This window comes from Gordonia sp. YC-XJ4 (assembly GCF_059511865.1).
Map to the genome: position 1 here is coordinate 3,247,578 of NZ_CM183447.1, position 18,887 is coordinate 3,266,464.

An 18,887-nucleotide genomic window follows, 5' to 3' on the forward strand; every position below is an offset into this window, starting at 1 on the left:
TGTCGGCGAACTGAAGGGCGCCGTCAGCCGGCCGAGGCGACCCGCTCGTCGTCGAGGATCTCGGCGAGGAACTTGCCGGTGTGGCTCTCCGGGGTGTCGGCGATCTCCTCCGGAGTGCCCTCCGCGACGACCAGGCCGCCCCCGGTTCCACCCTCGGGCCCCATGTCGATCACCCAGTCGGCGGTCTTGATCACGTCGAGATTGTGCTCGATGACGATCACGGTGTTGCCCTTGTCGACCAGTCCGTTGATCACCGCGAGCAGTTTCTTGATGTCCTCGAAGTGCAGGCCGGTGGTCGGCTCGTCGAGGATGTAGACGGTGCGTCCCGACGACCGTTTCTGGAGTTCGGCGGAGAGCTTCACGCGTTGCGCCTCACCGCCGGACAATGTCGGCGCCGGCTGCCCGAGCCGGACGTAACCGAGCCCGACCTCGACCAGTGTCTTGAGGTAGCGGTGAATCGAGGTCACCGGTTCGAAGAACTCGGCGGCCTCCTCGATCGGCATGTCGAGAACCTCCGAGATGGTCTTGCCCTTGTAGTGGACCTCGAGAGTTTCGCGGTTGTACCGCGCCCCGTGGCACACCTCGCACGGCACGTAGACATCGGGCAGGAAGTTCATCTCGATCTTGATCGTGCCCTCACCGGTGCACGCCTCGCACCGGCCGCCCTTGACGTTGAACGAGAACCGACCCGGCTGATAGCCGCGCACCTTGGCCTCGGTGGTGGCTGCGAACAGGGTTCGGATCTTGTCGAAGACGCCGGTGTAGGTCGCCGGGTTGGAACGCGGGGTGCGTCCGATCGGCGACTGGTCCACCTGAACGAGCTTGTCGAGGTTTCCCAACCCGTTGACCCGCGTGTGCCGGCCCGGGACCTGTCGAGCGCCGTTGAGCTTGTTGGCGAGGACCGTGGCGAGTATGTCGTTGACCAGGGTCGATTTCCCCGACCCGGACACTCCCGTCACGGCGGTGAGCACACCGAGCGGGAACGTCACATCGATGCCCCGCAGATTGTGTTCGCGCGCCCCGACAACCGTGATGTGCCGGTTCTTGGTGATCGGCCGTCGGATCGCCGGCACCGGAAGGGTGTCTCGACCCGCAAGATAGTTGCCCGTCAACGACTTCCGATTCTTGAGCAGTTCCTTGTAGCTGCCCGAGTGCACGACCTCACCACCGTGTTCACCGGCCCGGGGGCCGATGTCGACGATCCAATCGGCCGCGCGGATGGTGTCCTCGTCGTGTTCGACGACGATCAGCGTGTTGCCGAGATCGCGCAAGCGGGTCAGCGTGTCGATGAGTCGTCGGTTGTCGCGCTGGTGCAGCCCGATCGACGGCTCGTCGAGGACGTAGAGCACCCCGGCCAGCCCTGCACCGATCTGGGTGGCAAGGCGGATGCGTTGTGCTTCGCCACCGGACAACGACCCGGCCGCGCGTTCGAGCGACAGGTACTCCAGGCCCACGTCGAGCAGGAACCGGATGCGAGCCTGTACTTCTTTGAGAACGCGGCCGGCGATCGCCTTCTGCCGGGCATCGAGGGACAGACCGTCGAGGTACGTCGCACATTCGGAGATCGAGAGTTCGCAGACCTGCGCGATCGATCGGGGCCCGTCGGTCGGATGGTCGAGGGTCACCGACAGGATCTCCGGTCGCAGGCGGGCCCCACCACACGCGGGGCACGGCACGTCGCGCATGTACCCCTCGTAACGCTCCTTCATCTGCTCGGACTCGGTCTGATCCATCCGCCTGCTGAGGAAGGCCATCACGCCCTCGAACTCGGTGTAGTACGAGCGGGTGCGGCCGTATCGGTTGCGGAACTTGACGTGAACCTGATGGTCACTGCCGTTGAGCAGCGCGTTGCGTGCCTTGGCGGGCAACTTCTTCCACGGGGTGTCGACGTCGAAACCCATCTGGTCGGCCAGGCCGCCCATCAGTCGCAGGAAGTAGTCCGCATTGTGTCCCGACGACCACGGCGCGATCGCGCCGTCCGACAAGGCGAGATCGGGGTCGGGCACGACGAGATCCTCGTCGATCTCCTTGCGGACGCCGAGACCGTCGCATTCGGGACATGCTCCGTACGGGGAGTTGAACGAGAACGATCGGGGCTCGAGATCGTCGATCGCGATGGGGTGCCCATTCGGGCAGGCCATCCGCTCGGAGAAGCGTCGCTCGCGGTGCGGATCGTCGGCGTCGAGGTCGACGAAGTCGAGCACCACGATGCCGTCGGCCAGGCGCAGCGCCGTCTCCACCGAGTCGGTCAATCGCTGCTTGGCACTGCTCTTGACCACCAGGCGGTCCACGACGACCTCGATGTCGTGCTTCTCCTGCTTCTTGAGTTTCGGCGGCTCCGCCAATGGATGGACCTTGCCGTCGATCCGCGCACGGGAGAAGCCCTGCGTCTGGAGTTCGGCGAACAGATCCACGAACTCGCCCTTGCGGGTACGGACGACCGGCGCCAAGACCTGGAAGCGGGTGCCCTCCCCCATCTCGAGAACCTGGTCGACGATCTGCTGGGGTGTCTGTTTGGCGATCTCCGCGCCGCACACCGGGCAGTGCGCCTTGCCGGCGCGCGCGTAGAGCAGTCGCAGGTAGTCGTATACCTCGGTGATCGTGCCGACCGTCGACCGCGGATTGCGGTTGGTCGACTTCTGGTCGATCGAGACCGCCGGGGACAAGCCTTCGATGAAGTCGACGTCGGGTTTGTCCATCTGGCCCAGGAACTGACGCGCATATGCCGAGAGCGACTCGACGTAGCGGCGCTGGCCCTCGGCGAAGATCGTGTCGAAGGCCAGCGAGGACTTCCCCGACCCGGACAGACCGGTGAAGACGATCAGACTGTCACGCGGCAGGTCCACGTCGATTCCGCGCAGGTTGTGCTCACGGGCTCCGCGGACGATCAGGCGATCAACCACTGCATTCCTATCTCAAGAACTCGAATGTCCGGGCGCATGGCGCCCCGCGCGCATGACCGTAGCGGGAGCCACCGACAAATTCCGGGGAGAGTGGGTCGTACGCACCGGACAGGCTTCCCGGCACGCCACGGATCCACGATACGCGGGGCGCGCGAATGTCTAGGGTTGGGTGTTATGACCTCGAACGATCTGGCGATCTCCGACGACTACACCGGCGACCTGTCCGAGAGTGGCCCCCAACGCCGCACGCTGTCCCACGCGACCATCACCAAGATGTCCGTCGGCCCGATGGACAACAACACCTACATCATCACCTCGAAATCCTCCGGTGAGCAGTTGATCATCGATGCCGCCAACGACGGCGACGACATCCTCGCCGTCCTGCGCGAACTCGGCGGCTCCCCCACCCTGATCTTCACCACCCACCAACATTTCGACCACTGGCAGGCTCTCGAGCAGGTCGCCACCGCCACCGGTGCACCGACCGCTGCCGGCCGCATCGATGCCGACGAATTGCCGGTCCGTCCGGACACGCTGGTCGACGATGGCGACCAGCTCACCGTCGGCGACCTCACGTTCACGGCGATCCATCTCGTCGGCCACACCCCGGGCTCCATCGCGCTCGCCCTCACCGACCCCGCCGACGGCGTCGTGCACCTCTTCACCGGCGATTCGCTGTTCCCCGGTGGAGTCGGGAAGACCTGGCAACCGGGTGATTTCGACACCCTCATCGACGACGTCTCGACCAAGGTCTTCGATCGTTTCCCCGATTCCACCGTCGTCCATCCCGGGCACGGGAAGGACACCACGTTGGGCGCCGAGCGACCTGCGCTGCCCGAGTGGCGCGAGCGGGGCTGGTAACTGTTCCTTGCGCAATCCCCGGCGCGCTGCCCACGACGGGTAGCCTCGATGAGGCGCCATATCGACCGAGCTGATTCGAGAACACGGGTCGGCCACCGTCGGGCGTCCGGCTCCGCACGCAGACCGAACGAAGGGCAGTGTCACTGATGATTCTTCGCCGTATCGCCCGTCCCATGCTCGCCACCGTGTTCATCGCGTCGGGTGTCGACGCGTTGCGCAAGCCGACCGGCCGCGCCGAGATGGCTGGTGATTTCATCGAGAGTTCCTTGAATGCCCTGCCCGAGAACGTTTCCGCCGCTGTCCCCCACGACCCCGAGTTGCTGGTGCGGATCAACGGCGCCGTGCAGGTCGGTGGCGGATTGTTGCTCGCGACGGGCAAGTTCCCGCGAATCGCCGCACTCGGTCTGGCCGGGTCGCTGGTACCGACCACCTTTGCCGGCCATCCCTTCTGGCAGGAGACCGATCCGGCCAAGCGCAACCTCCAGCGCACACAGTTCCTCAAGAACGTCAGCCTCGCCGGTGGACTGCTGATCGCCGCAGCGGACACCGAGGGCAAGCCCTCGCTCGCGTGGCGCGGAAAGCGCAAGGCCAGTGCCGCGACCGCCGCGGTCACCGCGGCCCTGCCGGTCGGCGCGAAGGCCGGCTCCTCAGCGTGGGATTCGATCGTCGAACGCACCCATGAGGGTGCATCGGTCCTCGGCGAGAAGTCCGAGGAGGCCGCCGAACTGCTGCGCGACCGCGCCCCCGAGCTCACCGAGGCCGCACGCGAACGCTCCACCGAATGGGCCGACAAGGTCCGCGACCGCGCCCCCGAACTCGCCGAAGCCGCACGCGAACGCTCCACCGAATGGGCCGAGAAGATCGGCGACCGCTCCGCCGAGGTCGCCGAGCTCATCGGTGACCGCGCACCGGAGTTGGCGGATTCGGCCAAGTCGCTGGCCGCGACCGCACAGGACAAGGCGGAGGCCGGCCGTCGCCGCTGGCGAAAGGCCGTGTCCTGACCCTGCCGCCCCGGCATCGATCCCCCACCGTCACGGGGAGCCTCGATCCTCATCTCTACCCCTGGTGCGACGAGCTCGTCGTCCCGACGTCGTCGGTATGTCCTCCGACGACGTCGGGAGTGGCCACCCTCGTGGTCGCCGTCGGTTCCAACACCTCGCCAGAAGTGCTGCGCCGCAAGTTCGTCGATGCAGGACTCGACACCGCCGACCTCCTGGACAGAGTCGTGCGGGTGTGGGTGGCCGACCTCGACGTCACCCACTCGGCGCACGTCGCCCGACGCGGCTACATCCCCGCTGCCCCCTATCGCCGACCAGGCGCCCGACTGGCCACCACCGCCGCATGGCTCGAGCCGGCACACCTCGCGGCACTCGACTCCACCGAACCCAACTACCATCGAATGACCGTGAGCTCGACGTCACTTTCCCTGCGCCCCGATGGGCCGGCACCATCCATGGGTTTCCAGCTCCCCGCGACCTTCTGCCTGTACGTCTCCCGGCACGGGGTGCTCGGCGACAGCCCGGACTCGTTGGCGCCCTTCGGCTCCCAGGCCGATGTCTTCGGCTGGCTGGACCGACGCCTTCATCTGAGCCTGTCCACCGACGCGGCAGAGTCATGCGCCGAGCTGGCGGATACCCACCGGGCCGCGCGGCTCGTCGCGGGCATCCGCGCGGCACGCCTCGTGCAGGACGCCGGCCTCACCGACTGCGCGGAGGCCCGATGAGTTCGTCACCCGCACGCACCGACGACCCCCGAACCGTCGAGGAGCAGACACACCTCGATCTGGTCTACGCACGTCTCGACCGCATGCGCGCCACCACCCGCAAGCGCCTCGCAGCGACCCTGCGCGAGTCCGGCGGGACGCCGCAGGCGCAGTCCGAACGCGAGTCCTACGAGCGGATGTACGTCGACGATCTCACCAAATTCGATGCCGCCGAACACAATCTGTATTTCGGCAGACTCGATCTGGAGGATGGCGAGACCCGGCGGATCGGCCGGATCGGGATTCTCGACGACGATGACGCCGACACCACGCTGCTCCTCGACTGGCGGGCACCACTATCACGGGCGTTCTACCTCGCCACGCCCGCCGCACCGGAGGACGTCGCCCGGCGCCGGCACATCCGCACCCGAAATCGCTCGGTGCAGGCGGTCAACGACGAGCTCCTGACCGCCGGCGATGCGTCCGCCGAGGATTTCGGTCATGGCGATGTCGTCAACGAGTCGGCGCTCGTCGCCGCGTTGAACACCGCACGCACCGGTGAGATGACCGACATCGTCGAGACGATCCAGCGCGAACAGGACCTCATCATCCGTTCCACCCATCGCGGGGTGACCGTGATCCAAGGTGGCCCGGGTACCGGCAAGACCGCCGTGGCCCTGCACCGCGCGGCGTATCTGCTCTACACCCATCGTGAGATCCTTTCGCGGAGCGGCATTCTCATCATCGGGCCGAACAGTGACTTCTTGGACTACATCGGCCAGGTGCTGCCATCCCTGGGCGAGTCGGGCGTGTTGCTCGCGACCATCGGCGAGTTGTTCCCGGACGTCCATGCCCGCGCCGACGAACCGCGGACCACTCGTGAGGTGAAGGGCAGACTTGCGATGCTCGACGTCCTCAAACGTGCGGTGCGTGCCCGGGAGTCCTTGCCGCGCACCTCGATCCCGGTCACCTTCGAGGGTTACACGGTCGAGATCGACAGCGAGCTGATCAAGGCCGCCCGCGGGAAGGCACGGTCCTCCCGACGCGCCCACAACCAGGCACAGTCGGTGTTCTTGCGCTCCGCGCTCGACGCTCTGGCGGCGCGCCATGCCAGGGCGATCGGCTCGAGCCTGCTCGACGGTTCCCAGATGCTCAGTTCCTCCGATATCGCCGACATCCGTGCCGATATGTCCCGTGACACCGACATCCGGGCGACACTGCTCGACTTCTGGCCGACCCTGACCCCGCAGGACGTGCTGCGAGATCTCTTCGCGGACAAAGCCGCCCTGCGCAAGTGCACGCCCGGGTGGAGCGACGAGGAGCGTGCCGCCCTGCATCGAAGCCCCGCCGAGGACGCGTCCGATCTCACCCCCGCCGATGTCCCGTTGCTCGATGAGCTCGCCGAGCTGATCGGGTACGGCACCGCCGAGGCCCAGGCGCGGGAGAAGGAGCAGTGGCGCCGTCAACTCGCCGAGGCCCAGGACGCCCTGGATATCCTCACCGGTTCTGCGCCACAGGATCTCGAGGACGAGCTGGACCCCGAGATCCTCATGGCCTATGACCTGATCGACGCCGAACAGCTCGCGGCACGTCAGACCCACACCAGTCGCGCGACCACCGCGGAACGTGCGTACGGGGACCGGACGTGGACGTTCGGCCATGTGATCGTCGACGAGGCGCAGGAACTCTCCGCGATGGCGTGGCGAATGGTGATGCGACGCATACCCAACCGGTGGATGACGATCATCGGCGACACCGCTCAGACCGGGGACTTGGCCGGCACCACCTCGTGGAGTGAGGTACTCACACCGTATGTCGCCAACCGCTGGCAGCTGCGGGAACTGACCGTAAATTACCGCACGCCCGCCGAGATCATGACCTACGCGGCGCGCGTGCTGAGCCGGGTCGATCCGGGGGCCACCGCCCCGACGTCGTTGCGCAGGAACGGAATCGAGCCCGTGGCCATCCGCACCGAGCCGCGTGGCCTGGCCGCGACCATCCTCGAAGCGGCCACCGCACCCGAGCTGACCGGTCTGACCGGCATCGTCGTGCCCGATGCGGTCCATCCGATGGTCGCCGAGGCACTCGAGAATGTCGCCGAGGCACTCGACAATGTCACCGAGGCACCGGAGGCCGGCACCGACGCATCCGGGGAGGTCGCCGACCCGCGGCCACGGTTACATACGGTCACCACGTGCAAGGGACTCGAGTTCGACACCACCATCGTCGTCGAGCCGGCCGAGCTCGTCGATCAGTCGCCCCGGGGCTTCAGCGACCTGTATGTGGCGCTGACGCGAAGCACGCAGCGGCTGATCGTCATTCACAGCCGGGACCTGCCCGCGGAGCTCGCAGATCTACCGTCGGCCTGAGCCCGGACACGAACAACCGCCACACCATCGGAAACCGACAGGGCGCCCCGCTGAGCGGGGCGCCCTGTCGGCTGTGAGGAGATGCTCTCTAGGTGGTGTGGACGATCAAGACATCCGAGGTGGACTTGCGTGCGGCGTCGGCGGGCACCGAACCGAGCAGGCGGCCGGCGATCGAGTTGAGTCCTCGGTTTCCGACCACAAGGAGATCGGCCTGGACGTCGGTGACGAGCTGCAGCAGCGCGTCGACCGGTGCGCCCTTGACCGCGCGCTGCACGATCTGGGTGGCCCCCGCCTTGGTCGCCCGTTCCTTGGCCCGACGGAGGATCTCCTCGGTCGGCGAGGAGCCGGTGACCTGGTAGGCCTCGTCCTTCAGCACGTCGGCCACCTCACCGGCGGAACGGTCGTTGGGGAAATATGCGCATGCGATCACCAGTTTTGCCGACTCTCCGGCGATCGCTCCGGCGCGATCGACCGCCGCCATCGATGACTCCGAGCCATCGGTTCCGACAACCACCGTGGTATATGCGCTCATTCGTACCTCCACTACGTGTTCGGCCCCGCACTTCGCGGGCGCAACCATCCCCCACACTTTAGGGAGCCCTGGGTGTGCAGGCTAGTGCGCCGCGGGGCGATTTGTCCCACGATCGGGCGAGGCACGCCCGTCTGCGTTACTTGATACCGGCGGCGTCCATACCTCGCAACTCCTTCTTCAGGTCGGCGATCTCGTCACGCAGGCGGCCGGCGAGTTCGAACTGCAGGTCGCGTGCGGCAGCCATCATCTGGTCGGTCAGCTGCGAAACCAGATCGGCCAGTTCGGCTCTCGGCATCGCCGACACATCACGCTTCTCGATCACACCGGCGCTGGCGGCCTTGGCACCGGACATCTCGCCCTGCGCACGTCGGCCACGGCTGGCGCTGCGGCCGGACCCGACCACCGCCGCCGAGGTGTCCTCGGCTTCCCGGTACACCTGATCGAGGATGTCGGCGATCTTCTTGCGCAGCGGCTGCGGATCGATCCCGCGCTCTTTGTTGTAGGCGATCTGTTTTGCCCGTCGGCGTTCGGTCTCGTCGATGGCGTTGCGCATCGAGTCGGTGATCTTGTCGGCATACATGTGGACCTGACCCGAGACGTTGCGCGCGGCACGGCCGATGGTCTGGATCAGCGAGGTCGTCGAGCGCAGGAATCCCTCTTTGTCCGCGTCGAGGATCGCCACCAGCGATACCTCGGGCAGGTCGAGTCCCTCGCGCAGGAGGTTGATGCCCACCAGGACGTCGAAGTCACCCGAACGCAGTTGTCGGAGTAGCTCGACGCGCCGCAAGGTGTCGACCTCGGAATGCAGGTACCGCACACGGATTCCGAGTTCGAGCAGGTAGTCGGTGAGGTCCTCGGACATCTTCTTGGTCAGGGTCGTCACCAGTACACGCTCGTCGCGGTCGGTGCGTTCCCGGATCTCGTGCACCAGATCGTCGATCTGGCCCTTGGTCGGTTTCACCACGATCTCCGGGTCGACCAGTCCGGTCGGTCGGATCACCTGCTCGACGAACTCACCGTTGGACTGGCCGAGCTCGTAGGGACCCGGGGTTGCCGACAGGTAGACGGTCTGCCCGATGCGGTCGACGAACTCGTCCCAGGTCAGGGGCCGGTTGTCGACCGCCGACGGCAGCCGGAAACCGTACTCGACGAGGTTTCGCTTGCGGGACATGTCACCCTCGTACATGCCGCCGATCTGCGGGACCGTGACGTGGGACTCGTCGATCACCAGGAGGAAATCCTCGGGGAAATAGTCGATGAGTGTCGCCGGCGCGGTACCCGCGCCGCGGCCGTCGATGTGGCGCGAGTAGTTCTCGATGCCCGAGCAGAACCCCACCTGGCGCATCATCTCCAGGTCGTAGGTGGTGCGCATGCGCAGCCGCTGTGCCTCGAGGAGTTTGCCCTTGCGTTCGAGCTCCGAGAGGCGCTCCTCGAGCTCGTCCTCGATGCTCTTCATCGCCCTCTCCATGCGGTCCGGTCCCGCGACGTAGTGGGTCGCCGGGAAGATGCGCAGTGAATCCACCTGCCGCACAACGTCTCCGGTGAGCGGGTGCAGGTAGTACAACGACTCGACCTCGTCGCCGAAGAACTCGATCCGTACGGCGAGCTCCTCGTAGGAGGGGATGATCTCGACGGTGTCGCCGCGAACGCGGAAGGTGCCGCGCGTGAATGCGGTGTCGTTGCGCGCGTACTGCACGTCGACGAGCAGCCGTAGCAATGCGTCCCGATCGATCTCGTCGCCGACGGCGATCTCCACCGACCGATCGAGGTAGGACTGGGGGGTACCGAGACCGTAGATGCACGACACCGACGCGACCACCACCACGTCCCGGCGCGACAGCAGGTTCGAGGTGGCCGAGTGCCGCAGACGTTCGACGTCGTCGTTGATCGACGAGTCCTTCTCGATGTAGGTGTCGGTCTGCGCGATGTACGCCTCGGGTTGGTAGTAGTCGTAGTACGACACGAAGTACTCGACGGCGTTGTTGGGGAGCATCTCGCGCAGTTCGTTGGCCAGCTGCGCGGCGAGGGTCTTGTTGGGCGCCATCACCAGGGTCGGACGCTGGACCCGCTCGATGAGCCACGCGGTCGTCGCCGACTTGCCGGTACCGGTGGCGCCGAGTAGCACGATGTCCTTCTCGCCTGCGGCGATCCGTTTCTCCAGATCGTCGATGGCTGCCGGTTGGTCACCGGCGGGCTCGTACTCGCTGACCACCTCGAAGTGGCCCTCGGTGCGTTCGATCTCGCCGATCGGGCGGTACTCGGAGTGCGCGATCACCGGTCGCTCTGCTGCAAAGGCCATGACGCCAGGGTAAACGCGCCCTACGACAAGTGTGTTCCATGCGATCGAGCGGTGCGGGCACGGTTAGGGTCGGTGCATGTCCGACTCGGCCGGTCTCCCGTCACACGAGGTCCCGTCTCACGAGCACCTCCATCCGCCCAAACGCGAGACCTTCGACGTGCCGGCGATGACCAACACCGACAACAAGGGTTTCGTGCGGCCGGTCGAACGGTACGAGGTCACCGATTTCGGGTTGTACATGTCACGGACCGCAGACCATCCGCGGTTCGATCACCTCGAGTCGTGGCTGCTCCCCGCGCTCGGGCTCCGTGCGAACATCTTCCATTTCGTGGAGGGACATCGCACGGGTCAGCGACTCTATCTGGACGTGGGTGCTTTCGACGGCCCCGACGGCGAAGGCCGCTGGCATTCGGTGGACTGGTATCTCGATCTCGTCGATGTCCCCGGAACCCCCTTGGAGCTGATCGACGTCGACGAGCTCTTCGCTGCACATCGCGCCGGGTTGCTGACCACCGATGACTGCGTGGCCGCCGTGGGGATCGCCACGCGAGCCCTCGCCGGTGCCGCCGAGCACGGCCATGACGTCGACGCATGGCTCGACGCCGCGGTCGGCGGGCGAGTGTTCTGGCTGGATCGTCCCTGAGTCCTGCTCAGACCGTTCGGTCGCCGTGCAGGAGCAACTGCGCCATCTCGTCGAGTGCCCAGCCGGTCTCGCTCGGTCGGAGCAGCCAGACCATGTCGAACCGGTCGTCGGGCCAGTCGCGTGGGCTCGGGGTGACCTTTCCGAACTCCTGGATCAGGCCACGGATTCGGTGGTGCTCCCAGCTGATCAGCGTCACCCCGGTCTGCCCACGCACGAAGGCGGCCGCACCGCTCAGGTCGTCCTGGGTGAATCGGGTGACCGGCTCGACGCCCAGCCGCGCGGCGAGTGGAGTGATCGTCTGCAGTGGCCGACGGCTCGCGCCGCCTCCACCGGCCGACGCGACGATCCGATCCGGGGTGACCAGACCTTCGCGCGGCGGCTGGCCGTCGGCACCGAACAGGGCGACGAGCCCGCCTGCGCGAGTCCATCCGGTGACCGTCAGCGACGCGGAGTCCCTGGCCCCGGACTCGGTGACGCCGTGCGTGTCCGCCGCCGGTTTCTCCGCGTGCCGAACGATCATCACCAGCGGTGCGCCAGGCGAGGTCGATGGCGTCGATCTCGCCGTCGCGGCGGCGGTCACCTCGCTGCCCGACGTGTCGGGTGTCGTGGCGCAGCCCGCGATCGCCGCGGCGCCTGCGCCGAGGCCGACCGCAGCGAGTAGCCCACGTCGCGAAACCGGCATACCCGGCGACTGGGATCGGTTGTCGCGCAACATTGTTGCGAGACTACGCCGACCGGTCGAGGATTCCGTTCAGCCGGCCGTTCGGATACCCACCGTCGCGGGCCGACCGGGGTCGGCAGACCCGAACCGGCCGTCTCCGATCGGTGCGAATCCCCCCGGCGGAAGCGCGTCGGCGAGTGCGCCCGACGCGTCGGCGTCGCGCGCAGTGATCACGAACCCCGGATCGGCGCCGCCGCTTGCCGCAGCATCGATGGCCGTGGCGTTCGCGCCCGCCAACGCCCACAACCGTTGGGTGATGCGCGTGGGCAGTGTCGAGGAGTTGGGTTCGGCCGCAATGAGTTCGGCGTCCATCACGGCCGGAGTACGGGTACGCACATTGGTCTCGAACGGCACGAGTCGGCGCTCCCACACCCGCACCGAGGAGGCCGCGAGCGCCTCCGGGCTGCCCGAATTGTCGAGCCAGACGTCGGCGACCGCCCGGCGCTGGTCGTCGTCGGCTTGGGCGGCGATGCGTGCACGAGCGTCGGATTCCGGCATTCCGCGCAGCTCGACGAGCCGACGCACTCGTTCCTCGGCGTCGGCGTGCACGATGATCACCAGATGGAAGAACGGGGCCATGTTGCCCTCGACCAGCAATGGGATGTCCTGGATCACGATCGCGTCGTCGGGCGCGGCCTCCAGCAGCTCCTGGGTGCGCGCCCCGACGAGCGGGTGGGTGATCGAATTCAGGGTGGAGCGACTCTCGTCGTCGACGAACGCCTTCGCCGCGAGCGCGGGGCGGTCCAGCGACCCGTCACCGGCCAGGATGTCCTCGCCGAACGCCTCGACGAGCTGCGCGAGGCCCGGAGTGCCCGGTTCGACGACTTCCCGGGCGATCTTGTCGGCGTCGATGTGAAAACCGCCGCGCTCGATGAACGTCTTGGCCACTGTCGATTTCCCGGCCCCGATGCCGCCGGTCAGCCCCACTCGGATCACGGTCCCAGTGTGGCAAACGCGCCCACGGGACCGTGATCCGGACCACCTCACCGTCAGCCGGTGACGCCGGTCAGCTCGATCGTCTGTGCCGGAAGGGTCGCCTTGTTCGCCACCTTCGCTGTGGACAGGTCAACGGCATACAGGGTTTTCGTCGCGGGGTCGCTGACGTAGGCCCGGTCACCCTGGACGAACAGATTCGGCATCGGCGACTGCCATTCGTCGGGTTCGGACCAGGCCGCGATGACCGGGATGCTCGCCGTCTCGGTGGCCGACACGGGCTCGTAGACGTGCAGTGCGCCGTCCGTACCGAGGATCACCGCCTGCCCGTTGGGGCCGCGCTCGATCGACCGGAAGCTATAGCTGGCCGGGAAGTCCACGAGGCGCAGGGTTCCGGTCCGAGTATCGGTGAGGGTGAAACGATTCGGGCGTTCGAGCTCGGCGTCCTTGTCGGTCTTGTAGTCGCCTAGCACGATCGGGGACTCGGCCGCGCCGGCCTGGTTGCCGATGCGGCCGTACGGATCAGGACTTGACACCTTCTGGATCTCGTTGCCGCGCACGATGAGTATGCCGTTCTGGCAGCCGAAGGTGAGTACTCCCCCGGCGGCCTCGGCCTCACCGTGAATGCCCGGGCATTGATCGTTGCGGGCGATCTCGTTGCGGGACTTGTCCAGGATCGCGATGCCCGAGCGGGTGTCCTCGTTGCCGACGGTGACCACCAGGGTGCCGTCGCCGCGCGACACCGCGACCCCGTGATGCGGCTCGGGTGTGCGGTAGGTCGTCGACGCGGCATTCCCTTGTGCCAGTTCGACGGGTTCGACGATGTTCACCTCGCCGGTACCGTCGGAAAAGAGGGTGAGGCGGTCCTCGAAGGACACGACGTGACCGGGTTCGGCACCGCCGAATCGCATGTCGGTGAGTACCGGCGATGTCGTGTAGTGATGGCCGTGGTCGCCGTGCTTGCGGGTCCAGGTGCCCATGTCGAGAACGCGGAACCCGTCGGACTCGCTGATGAAGACATTGCGGCCATTGTCGGCGCTGTTGAGTCGGGTGAACCCCTCGACGGGGAAATCCCCGACCTGCTTCAAGGTCTCGGCGTCGTAGACCAGCACACCGCCGTCGTAGCTCAGTGCGAGTCTCGGTGTGGCACTGCCTTGTTCGACCGGCGATCCCGACGCCGCACTGCTCGTCGCCGAGGTGTCACCGCCGCCATCAGAGCCACACGCGACGAGCGTTGCGGTCACCGCCGTGAGCGCGGCCACGGAAAATGTCAGTTTTGTCCGTTGTATGAGCACGCCGCACAGCTAAGCCGTTGATGACAATTATTGTCAAAATGCCATACACGAATACGTTGGCGAGCGCGTCGGCGCATTCCACGAACGTAGAGACATATTTAATATATTGTTCCAACAGATTCGAGGCCACCGGCCATCGTCCGGGAGAGGAGGCTGCGATGCTGTGTTGCCTGGTGATGGTGATCGTGCTGGGAGCCGGCTCACGCTTCATGCCGTGGCGCGCCGTCCGAGACGACGGCGGCTTCGCGCCGACTGCGGTGCGCAGCACCCCGGACGACACCGATCTCGCGGCCCTTGTCGACGCCCTCTGCGAGCGGCCGCCCAGGGCCGGCCCCGCACTGCTTGGTCGCCCCGCGCTGCACAGTCGCCCCACACTCCACACTGCGGTCCCGTCGGTGATGCAAGCGATCGCGACGGGCGTGGCCGCTTCGCTGCCCGTGACCGTGGCGCTCATGGCCAGTGGACTCGCCCGCACCAGCGCACCCGGCTGGGTGTGGCTGATCCACTGCTCGGGTGTGGCAATGCTCACCGTCGCCGTCATGGGTGCAGCGGCGTTCGTCGGTCTCCGGTGGCCGCAGCGCATCCGTGGGGTCGGGGCGCTCGGTGTCATGGCGATCGGGATCGCGGGCGCATTGTTGACCGTCGTCGAAATCGACACCCGTCTGGTCGACCTGTATCAACTCCGCTCGACAACCGTGCACCTCGTCATCACTTCAATCCTGTTGGGAGTCCTCATGTCCGGGTTCATCGCAGTACTCGCCGCAGCGTCGGTCATGCGCGCACGCACGCCGGTCGGGTCGGCGTGAGCACGGGCATCGCGCCGGTCGCGGTCACCGAGTCGTCCGCCGACGATCTCGCGTCGCTGCGGTACCTGCTCGATCTCGCGCTCCAGCCGATAGACGATTTCACCGGCTTCACCCGGCTCGAGCAGATCGGCGGCAGCGCGCTGCGCTACCAACTCAGTTATGCCGGGTACGCGTTGTCGATGGCGCAGTACACGCGCACACCGGCATTCGGCGGCTATCTCGCGGAGGCGCAGGCCAATCTCATTCGTAAGATGTGCGACAAACGCGTATGGGGGTACTGGGCCACCGAGCAACTGGCGGGATACCTTCGATGGAATCCCGATCCCATGACCTTCGGCAACGTGATGTACACGGGCTTCTTCGCCGCGATGCTCGCGCTCTACGAAAGCCTCAACGGCACCGGAGAATTCGACGATCCGGGAAGCCTGGAACTGCGGTGGAGCACCGAGAAGTCGTTTCACTATGGTTACGCCCCGATCGCCGAGGCCATCGCGCGCAACATGCGGCAGAGTCGTCAGACGTTGTATCCGTGTGAGCCGCACCTGATCTACCCGATGTGCAACGCCGTCGCGATGGTGGGACTGTGTGCCTACGACCGGCTCCACCACCGCGATCTCGCCGGCGATCTGCCTGAAAAGATGCGGCAATCGTTGTTCGACAACAAGTTCCGGCGTCGCGACGGACGCTTTGTCTTCGGACGCGGGCCGCTCGGCCTGGTCTTCCCACCGATGATCGCCAACGACGCCGTGATGACCTACTGGCTCAACGCCTTGACGCCGGATCTCGCGCACGACACCTGGGACACACTGCGTCGGACACGCATTCGCGACCGCTCGACGCGCATCGGACTGCGGACAACGCCCGTCGACCACCTCGACGTCGGGTCCTATCGGCCCGGTGATGGATGGGCGTGGGCAAATCTGCTCATCGCCGCGCGCGAGATGGGAGACACCGAGGTCGCCGACACGATCACCGAGAAGATCGCCGCCGACATCGGGTTCGATCACTCTCCGCACGGCGCGCACAAACTCCACGGCGTCTCGACATGGGTCAACTGCGCACATGTGCTGGGACGCATGACCAGACCCGACGGCATGCGGGACCTCGCCTCCGGCGAAATCGCCGACACCTGGCGCCACGGCCCTCACCTCGATTCGGCCGGCTATCCGGATGTTCTGGTCGCCAAGGCGCTCACCGACGGCACGACACTCCAACTCGTGCTGCGGCCCGGAGCCGGTCCGACCCGAACTGCGCTGCGGCTCTCGAGACTCCGACCGAGCGCGACGTACGCGTTGCGCGGTGCGATTTCCGACGAGGTCACCGCAGACCACGACGGTCGGGCGATCATCGAGGTCGACCTGTCGGCGCGGCTGGAGGTGCAGGTCCGCCCGCACGTCTGAACCCGGCCACGATCAGGTGGACATACCAACGAGTGCGGCCCCTTCCGTTGTCGGAAGAGGCCGCACTCGTTTGTTCAGATCAGGCGATCAGGCGTTGCCCGACAGCTTCTCGCGAAGCGCCGCGAGCTGCTCGTCGCTGGCCAGCGATCCGCCGCCCGACGAAGAGGTCGACGAGGACGAGGTCGACGAGCTGCTACGGCTCTCCGACGCCGACGAGTAGTCCGTCGGGGCCTTCTCGGCCTCGGCCGCGGCAGCGGCGAACTTCTCGATCTGCGCGGTGTGCATCTTGTGACGACGCTCCGCCTCGGCGTAGCGCGCCTCCCAGGCCTCACGCTGCTTCTCGAAGCCCTCGAGCCATTCGTTGGTCTCGGGGTCGAAGCCCTCGGGGAAGATGTAGTTGCCCTGCTCGTCGTAGCTGTCGGCCATGCCGTACTTCGACGGGTCGAACTCCTCGGTGTAGTCCTCGTTGGCCTGCTTGAGGCTCAGCGAGATCCGGCGACGCTCCAGGTCGATGTCGATGACCTTGACCATCGCGTCGTCGCCGACGGCGACAACCTGGTCCGGAACCTCGACGTGACGCTCGGCGAGCTCCGAGATGTGCACCAGGCCCTCGATGCCCTCGTCGACGCGGACGAACGCACCGAACGGCACCAGCTTGGTGACCTTGCCCGGGACGATCTGACCGATCGCGTGGGTGCGGGCGAACTGGCGCCACGGGTCTTCCTGAGTGGCCTTGAGCGACAGCGACACCCGCTCGCGGTCCAGATCGACGTCGAGAACCTCGACGGTGACCTCATCACCCACGGTGACGACCTCGGACGGATGATCGATGTGCTTCCAGGACAGCTCGGAGACGTGAACCAGACCGTCGACGCCGCCGAGATCGACGAACGCACCGAAGTTGACGATCGAGGACACGACGCCCTTGCGGACCTGGCCCTTCTGCAGCTGGTGCAGGAATTCGCTGCGCACCTCGGACTGGGTCTGCTCCAGCCAGGCGCGGCGCGAGAGCACCACGTTGTTGCGGTTCTTGTCGAGCTCGATGATCTTGGCCTCGATCTCCTTGCCGATGTACGGCTGCAGATCGCGGACGCGGCGCATCTCCACCAGCGATGCCGGGAGGAAGCCACGCAGACCGATGTCGAGGATCAGGCCGCCCTTGACGACCTCGATGACGGTGCCCTTGACGGCCTCGTCCTTTTCCTTGAGCTCCTCGATCGTGCCCCACGCGCGCTCGTACTGCGCACGCTTCTTGGACAGGATCAGCCGGCCTTCTTTGTCCTCCTTGGTGAGGACGAGTGCTTCAACCTCGTCACCGACGTTGACGACCTCGTTGGGGTCCACGTCGTGCTTGATCGAGAGTTCGCGTGAGGGGATCACGCCTTCGGTCTTGTAACCGATGTCGAGCAGAACCTCGTCGCGGTCGACCTTGACGATGGTGCCCTCGACGATGTCGCCATCGTTGAAGTACTTGATCGTGGAGTCGATGGCGGCGAGAAAGTCCTCAGCCGAGCCGATGTCGTTGACGGCTACTTGCGGCGAGGTGATGGTGGAGGACGGCATATTGGTGAGTTGCTCCGGACAGATATGTAGTAGGTACAGTTCGTGTTGCTGGACAGCGGTGTCGGCGCACTCCCGAAATCGTGTCGGCCTCGGGTCCTGTGCACCCACGCCATCGCGTTCGATGGCACCCGGGTGAGGGCATGCTGAACCGCGCGAGAATGCTACACACGCGCGCAGATCAGCCTACTCCAGGCGCATTGTGCTGGGCAAATGCCGCCCGCGGCCGGTCGGTGCGCGGACCCCGCGGTGGTCGACGACGGGAGATGACCGGATGGCACACTCTGTGGAACTCCTCCTCGATGATGCCTGTGACCAGCACATTCGCCAGCAATGGGCGGCGTTGGGCGACGCCGGCCTGCCCTCTGCGGCCGACATCCGTTCGGCGACCAATCGCCCACACATCACCGCGATCGCCGCGACCCGCATCTCCCCCGAGATCGACGCAGCTCTGGGCACCGTCGCGATGCGGCTCCCGATTCGCGTCACGCTGGGCGACGTGGTCGTGTTCGGACACGGGGTCCGCCGGGTCCTCGCGCGACTGATCGTGCCCAGCTCCGAGCTGCTGTCGGTACACGCATCGATCGTGCGCGCGGGTGCTGTGCACACCGCCGACCGACACGGGCAGGAGTCGCTGTTCGCCCACACCCGACCCGGCTCCTGGACCGCTCACATCACCGTGGCCCGGCGGATCGGACTCGACGAGATCGGGCGTGCGCTCGAGACGCTCGACTCCGTCCACTCCGCCGACATCGACAGCGCGACGATCACCGCGGTGCGCCGATGGGACGGCGACGCGAAAGTCGACCACGTGATCGCCGGCCGGAGCTGCTGAACGTCGCCGACTGTCATCGGTTCTGCCG

15 protein-coding genes are annotated in these 18,887 nt (G+C 66.4%); 8 read left to right on the plus strand and 7 right to left on the minus strand.

The window, feature by feature from the left end; translation table 11 throughout:
- Positions 1-23 precede the first annotated feature (23 nt).
- Entirely contained in the window at positions 24-2,903 is a 2,880-nt protein-coding gene (gene uvrA / locus AC5ZH6_RS14320; RefSeq protein ID WP_006371207.1) for an excinuclease ABC subunit UvrA, read from the minus strand.
- A 174-nt stretch (positions 2,904-3,077) separates the two neighbouring features.
- Here uvrA and AC5ZH6_RS14325 point away from each other — a divergent pair, with 174 nt between their 5' ends.
- From AC5ZH6_RS14325 to AC5ZH6_RS14340, 4 genes are all read left to right on the plus strand, one after another.
- The gene (locus AC5ZH6_RS14325; RefSeq protein ID WP_288337291.1) at positions 3,078-3,764 is read left to right on the plus strand and encodes an MBL fold metallo-hydrolase; all 687 of its coding nucleotides are present in this window, start codon (positions 3,078-3,080) and stop codon (positions 3,762-3,764) included.
- Positions 3,765-3,910: 146 nt separating this feature from the next.
- Entirely contained in the window at positions 3,911-4,765 is an 855-nt protein-coding gene (locus AC5ZH6_RS14330) for a DoxX family protein (protein WP_020171023.1), read from the plus strand.
- Positions 4,766-4,884: 119 nt separating this feature from the next.
- A complete protein-coding gene (locus AC5ZH6_RS14335) occupies positions 4,885-5,487 on the plus strand; it encodes a hypothetical protein (protein ID WP_006373272.1) in 603 nt (200 codons plus the stop codon).
- Positions 5,484-7,835 (plus strand): HelD family protein, encoded by a 2,352-nt coding sequence (locus AC5ZH6_RS14340; RefSeq protein ID WP_006373271.1) that lies wholly within the window; start codon positions 5,484-5,486, stop codon positions 7,833-7,835. Before AC5ZH6_RS14335 ends, AC5ZH6_RS14340 begins: the two co-directional genes overlap by 4 nt.
- Positions 7,836-7,923: 88 nt before the next feature.
- Here AC5ZH6_RS14340 and AC5ZH6_RS14345 read toward each other — a convergent pair whose 3' ends face one another.
- Both AC5ZH6_RS14345 and uvrB read right to left on the minus strand, forming a co-directional pair.
- Complete coding sequence (locus AC5ZH6_RS14345) at positions 7,924-8,367, minus strand: universal stress protein (RefSeq protein WP_006373270.1); 444 nt, start codon at positions 8,365-8,367, stop codon at positions 7,924-7,926.
- Positions 8,368-8,503: 136 nt separating this feature from the next.
- The gene (uvrB, locus tag AC5ZH6_RS14350) at positions 8,504-10,666 is read right to left on the minus strand and encodes an excinuclease ABC subunit UvrB (protein WP_020171021.1); all 2,163 of its coding nucleotides are present in this window, start codon (positions 10,664-10,666) and stop codon (positions 8,504-8,506) included.
- Positions 10,667-10,742: 76 nt separating this feature from the next.
- Between uvrB and AC5ZH6_RS14355 the strand changes: the two genes are divergently transcribed.
- A complete protein-coding gene (locus tag AC5ZH6_RS14355) occupies positions 10,743-11,309 on the plus strand; it encodes a ribonuclease FAU-1 family protein (protein ID WP_006373268.1) in 567 nt (188 codons plus the stop codon).
- Positions 11,310-11,316: 7 nt separating this feature from the next.
- Here the strand turns inward: AC5ZH6_RS14355 and AC5ZH6_RS14360 are convergent, their stop codons facing one another.
- From AC5ZH6_RS14360 to aztD, 3 genes are read right to left on the minus strand one after another with little or no spacing between them, the layout of a single operon-like run.
- The gene (locus AC5ZH6_RS14360; protein ID WP_006373267.1) at positions 11,317-12,024 is read right to left on the minus strand and encodes a hypothetical protein; all 708 of its coding nucleotides are present in this window, start codon (positions 12,022-12,024) and stop codon (positions 11,317-11,319) included.
- Between the two features lie 36 nt (positions 12,025-12,060).
- Positions 12,061-12,966, minus strand: coding sequence for a dephospho-CoA kinase (gene coaE, locus AC5ZH6_RS14365; RefSeq protein WP_205741409.1), 906 nt, complete (start codon positions 12,964-12,966; stop codon positions 12,061-12,063).
- Between the two features lie 53 nt (positions 12,967-13,019).
- Positions 13,020-14,258 (minus strand): zinc metallochaperone AztD, encoded by a 1,239-nt coding sequence (gene aztD / locus AC5ZH6_RS14370; protein ID WP_035728949.1) that lies wholly within the window; start codon positions 14,256-14,258, stop codon positions 13,020-13,022.
- A 158-nt stretch (positions 14,259-14,416) separates the two neighbouring features.
- Between aztD and AC5ZH6_RS14375 the strand changes: the two genes are divergently transcribed.
- Both AC5ZH6_RS14375 and AC5ZH6_RS14380 read left to right on the plus strand, forming a co-directional pair.
- Positions 14,417-15,064, plus strand: coding sequence for a hypothetical protein (locus AC5ZH6_RS14375; protein WP_006373264.1), 648 nt, complete (start codon positions 14,417-14,419; stop codon positions 15,062-15,064).
- Positions 15,061-16,464 (plus strand): linalool dehydratase/isomerase domain-containing protein, encoded by a 1,404-nt coding sequence (locus tag AC5ZH6_RS14380; RefSeq protein WP_006373263.1) that lies wholly within the window; start codon positions 15,061-15,063, stop codon positions 16,462-16,464. The genes AC5ZH6_RS14375 and AC5ZH6_RS14380 overlap by 4 nt, the downstream gene beginning before the upstream one ends.
- Positions 16,465-16,551: 87 nt before the next feature.
- Here the strand turns inward: AC5ZH6_RS14380 and rpsA are convergent, their stop codons facing one another.
- Complete coding sequence (gene rpsA, locus AC5ZH6_RS14385) at positions 16,552-18,027, minus strand: 30S ribosomal protein S1 (protein WP_026920065.1); 1,476 nt, start codon at positions 18,025-18,027, stop codon at positions 16,552-16,554.
- Positions 18,028-18,298: 271 nt separating this feature from the next.
- On the opposite strand from rpsA, the gene AC5ZH6_RS14390 reads away from it, so the two are divergent.
- Entirely contained in the window at positions 18,299-18,859 is a 561-nt protein-coding gene (locus AC5ZH6_RS14390; RefSeq protein ID WP_094600657.1) for a 2'-5' RNA ligase family protein, read from the plus strand.
- Positions 18,860-18,887: the final 28 nt, after the last annotated feature.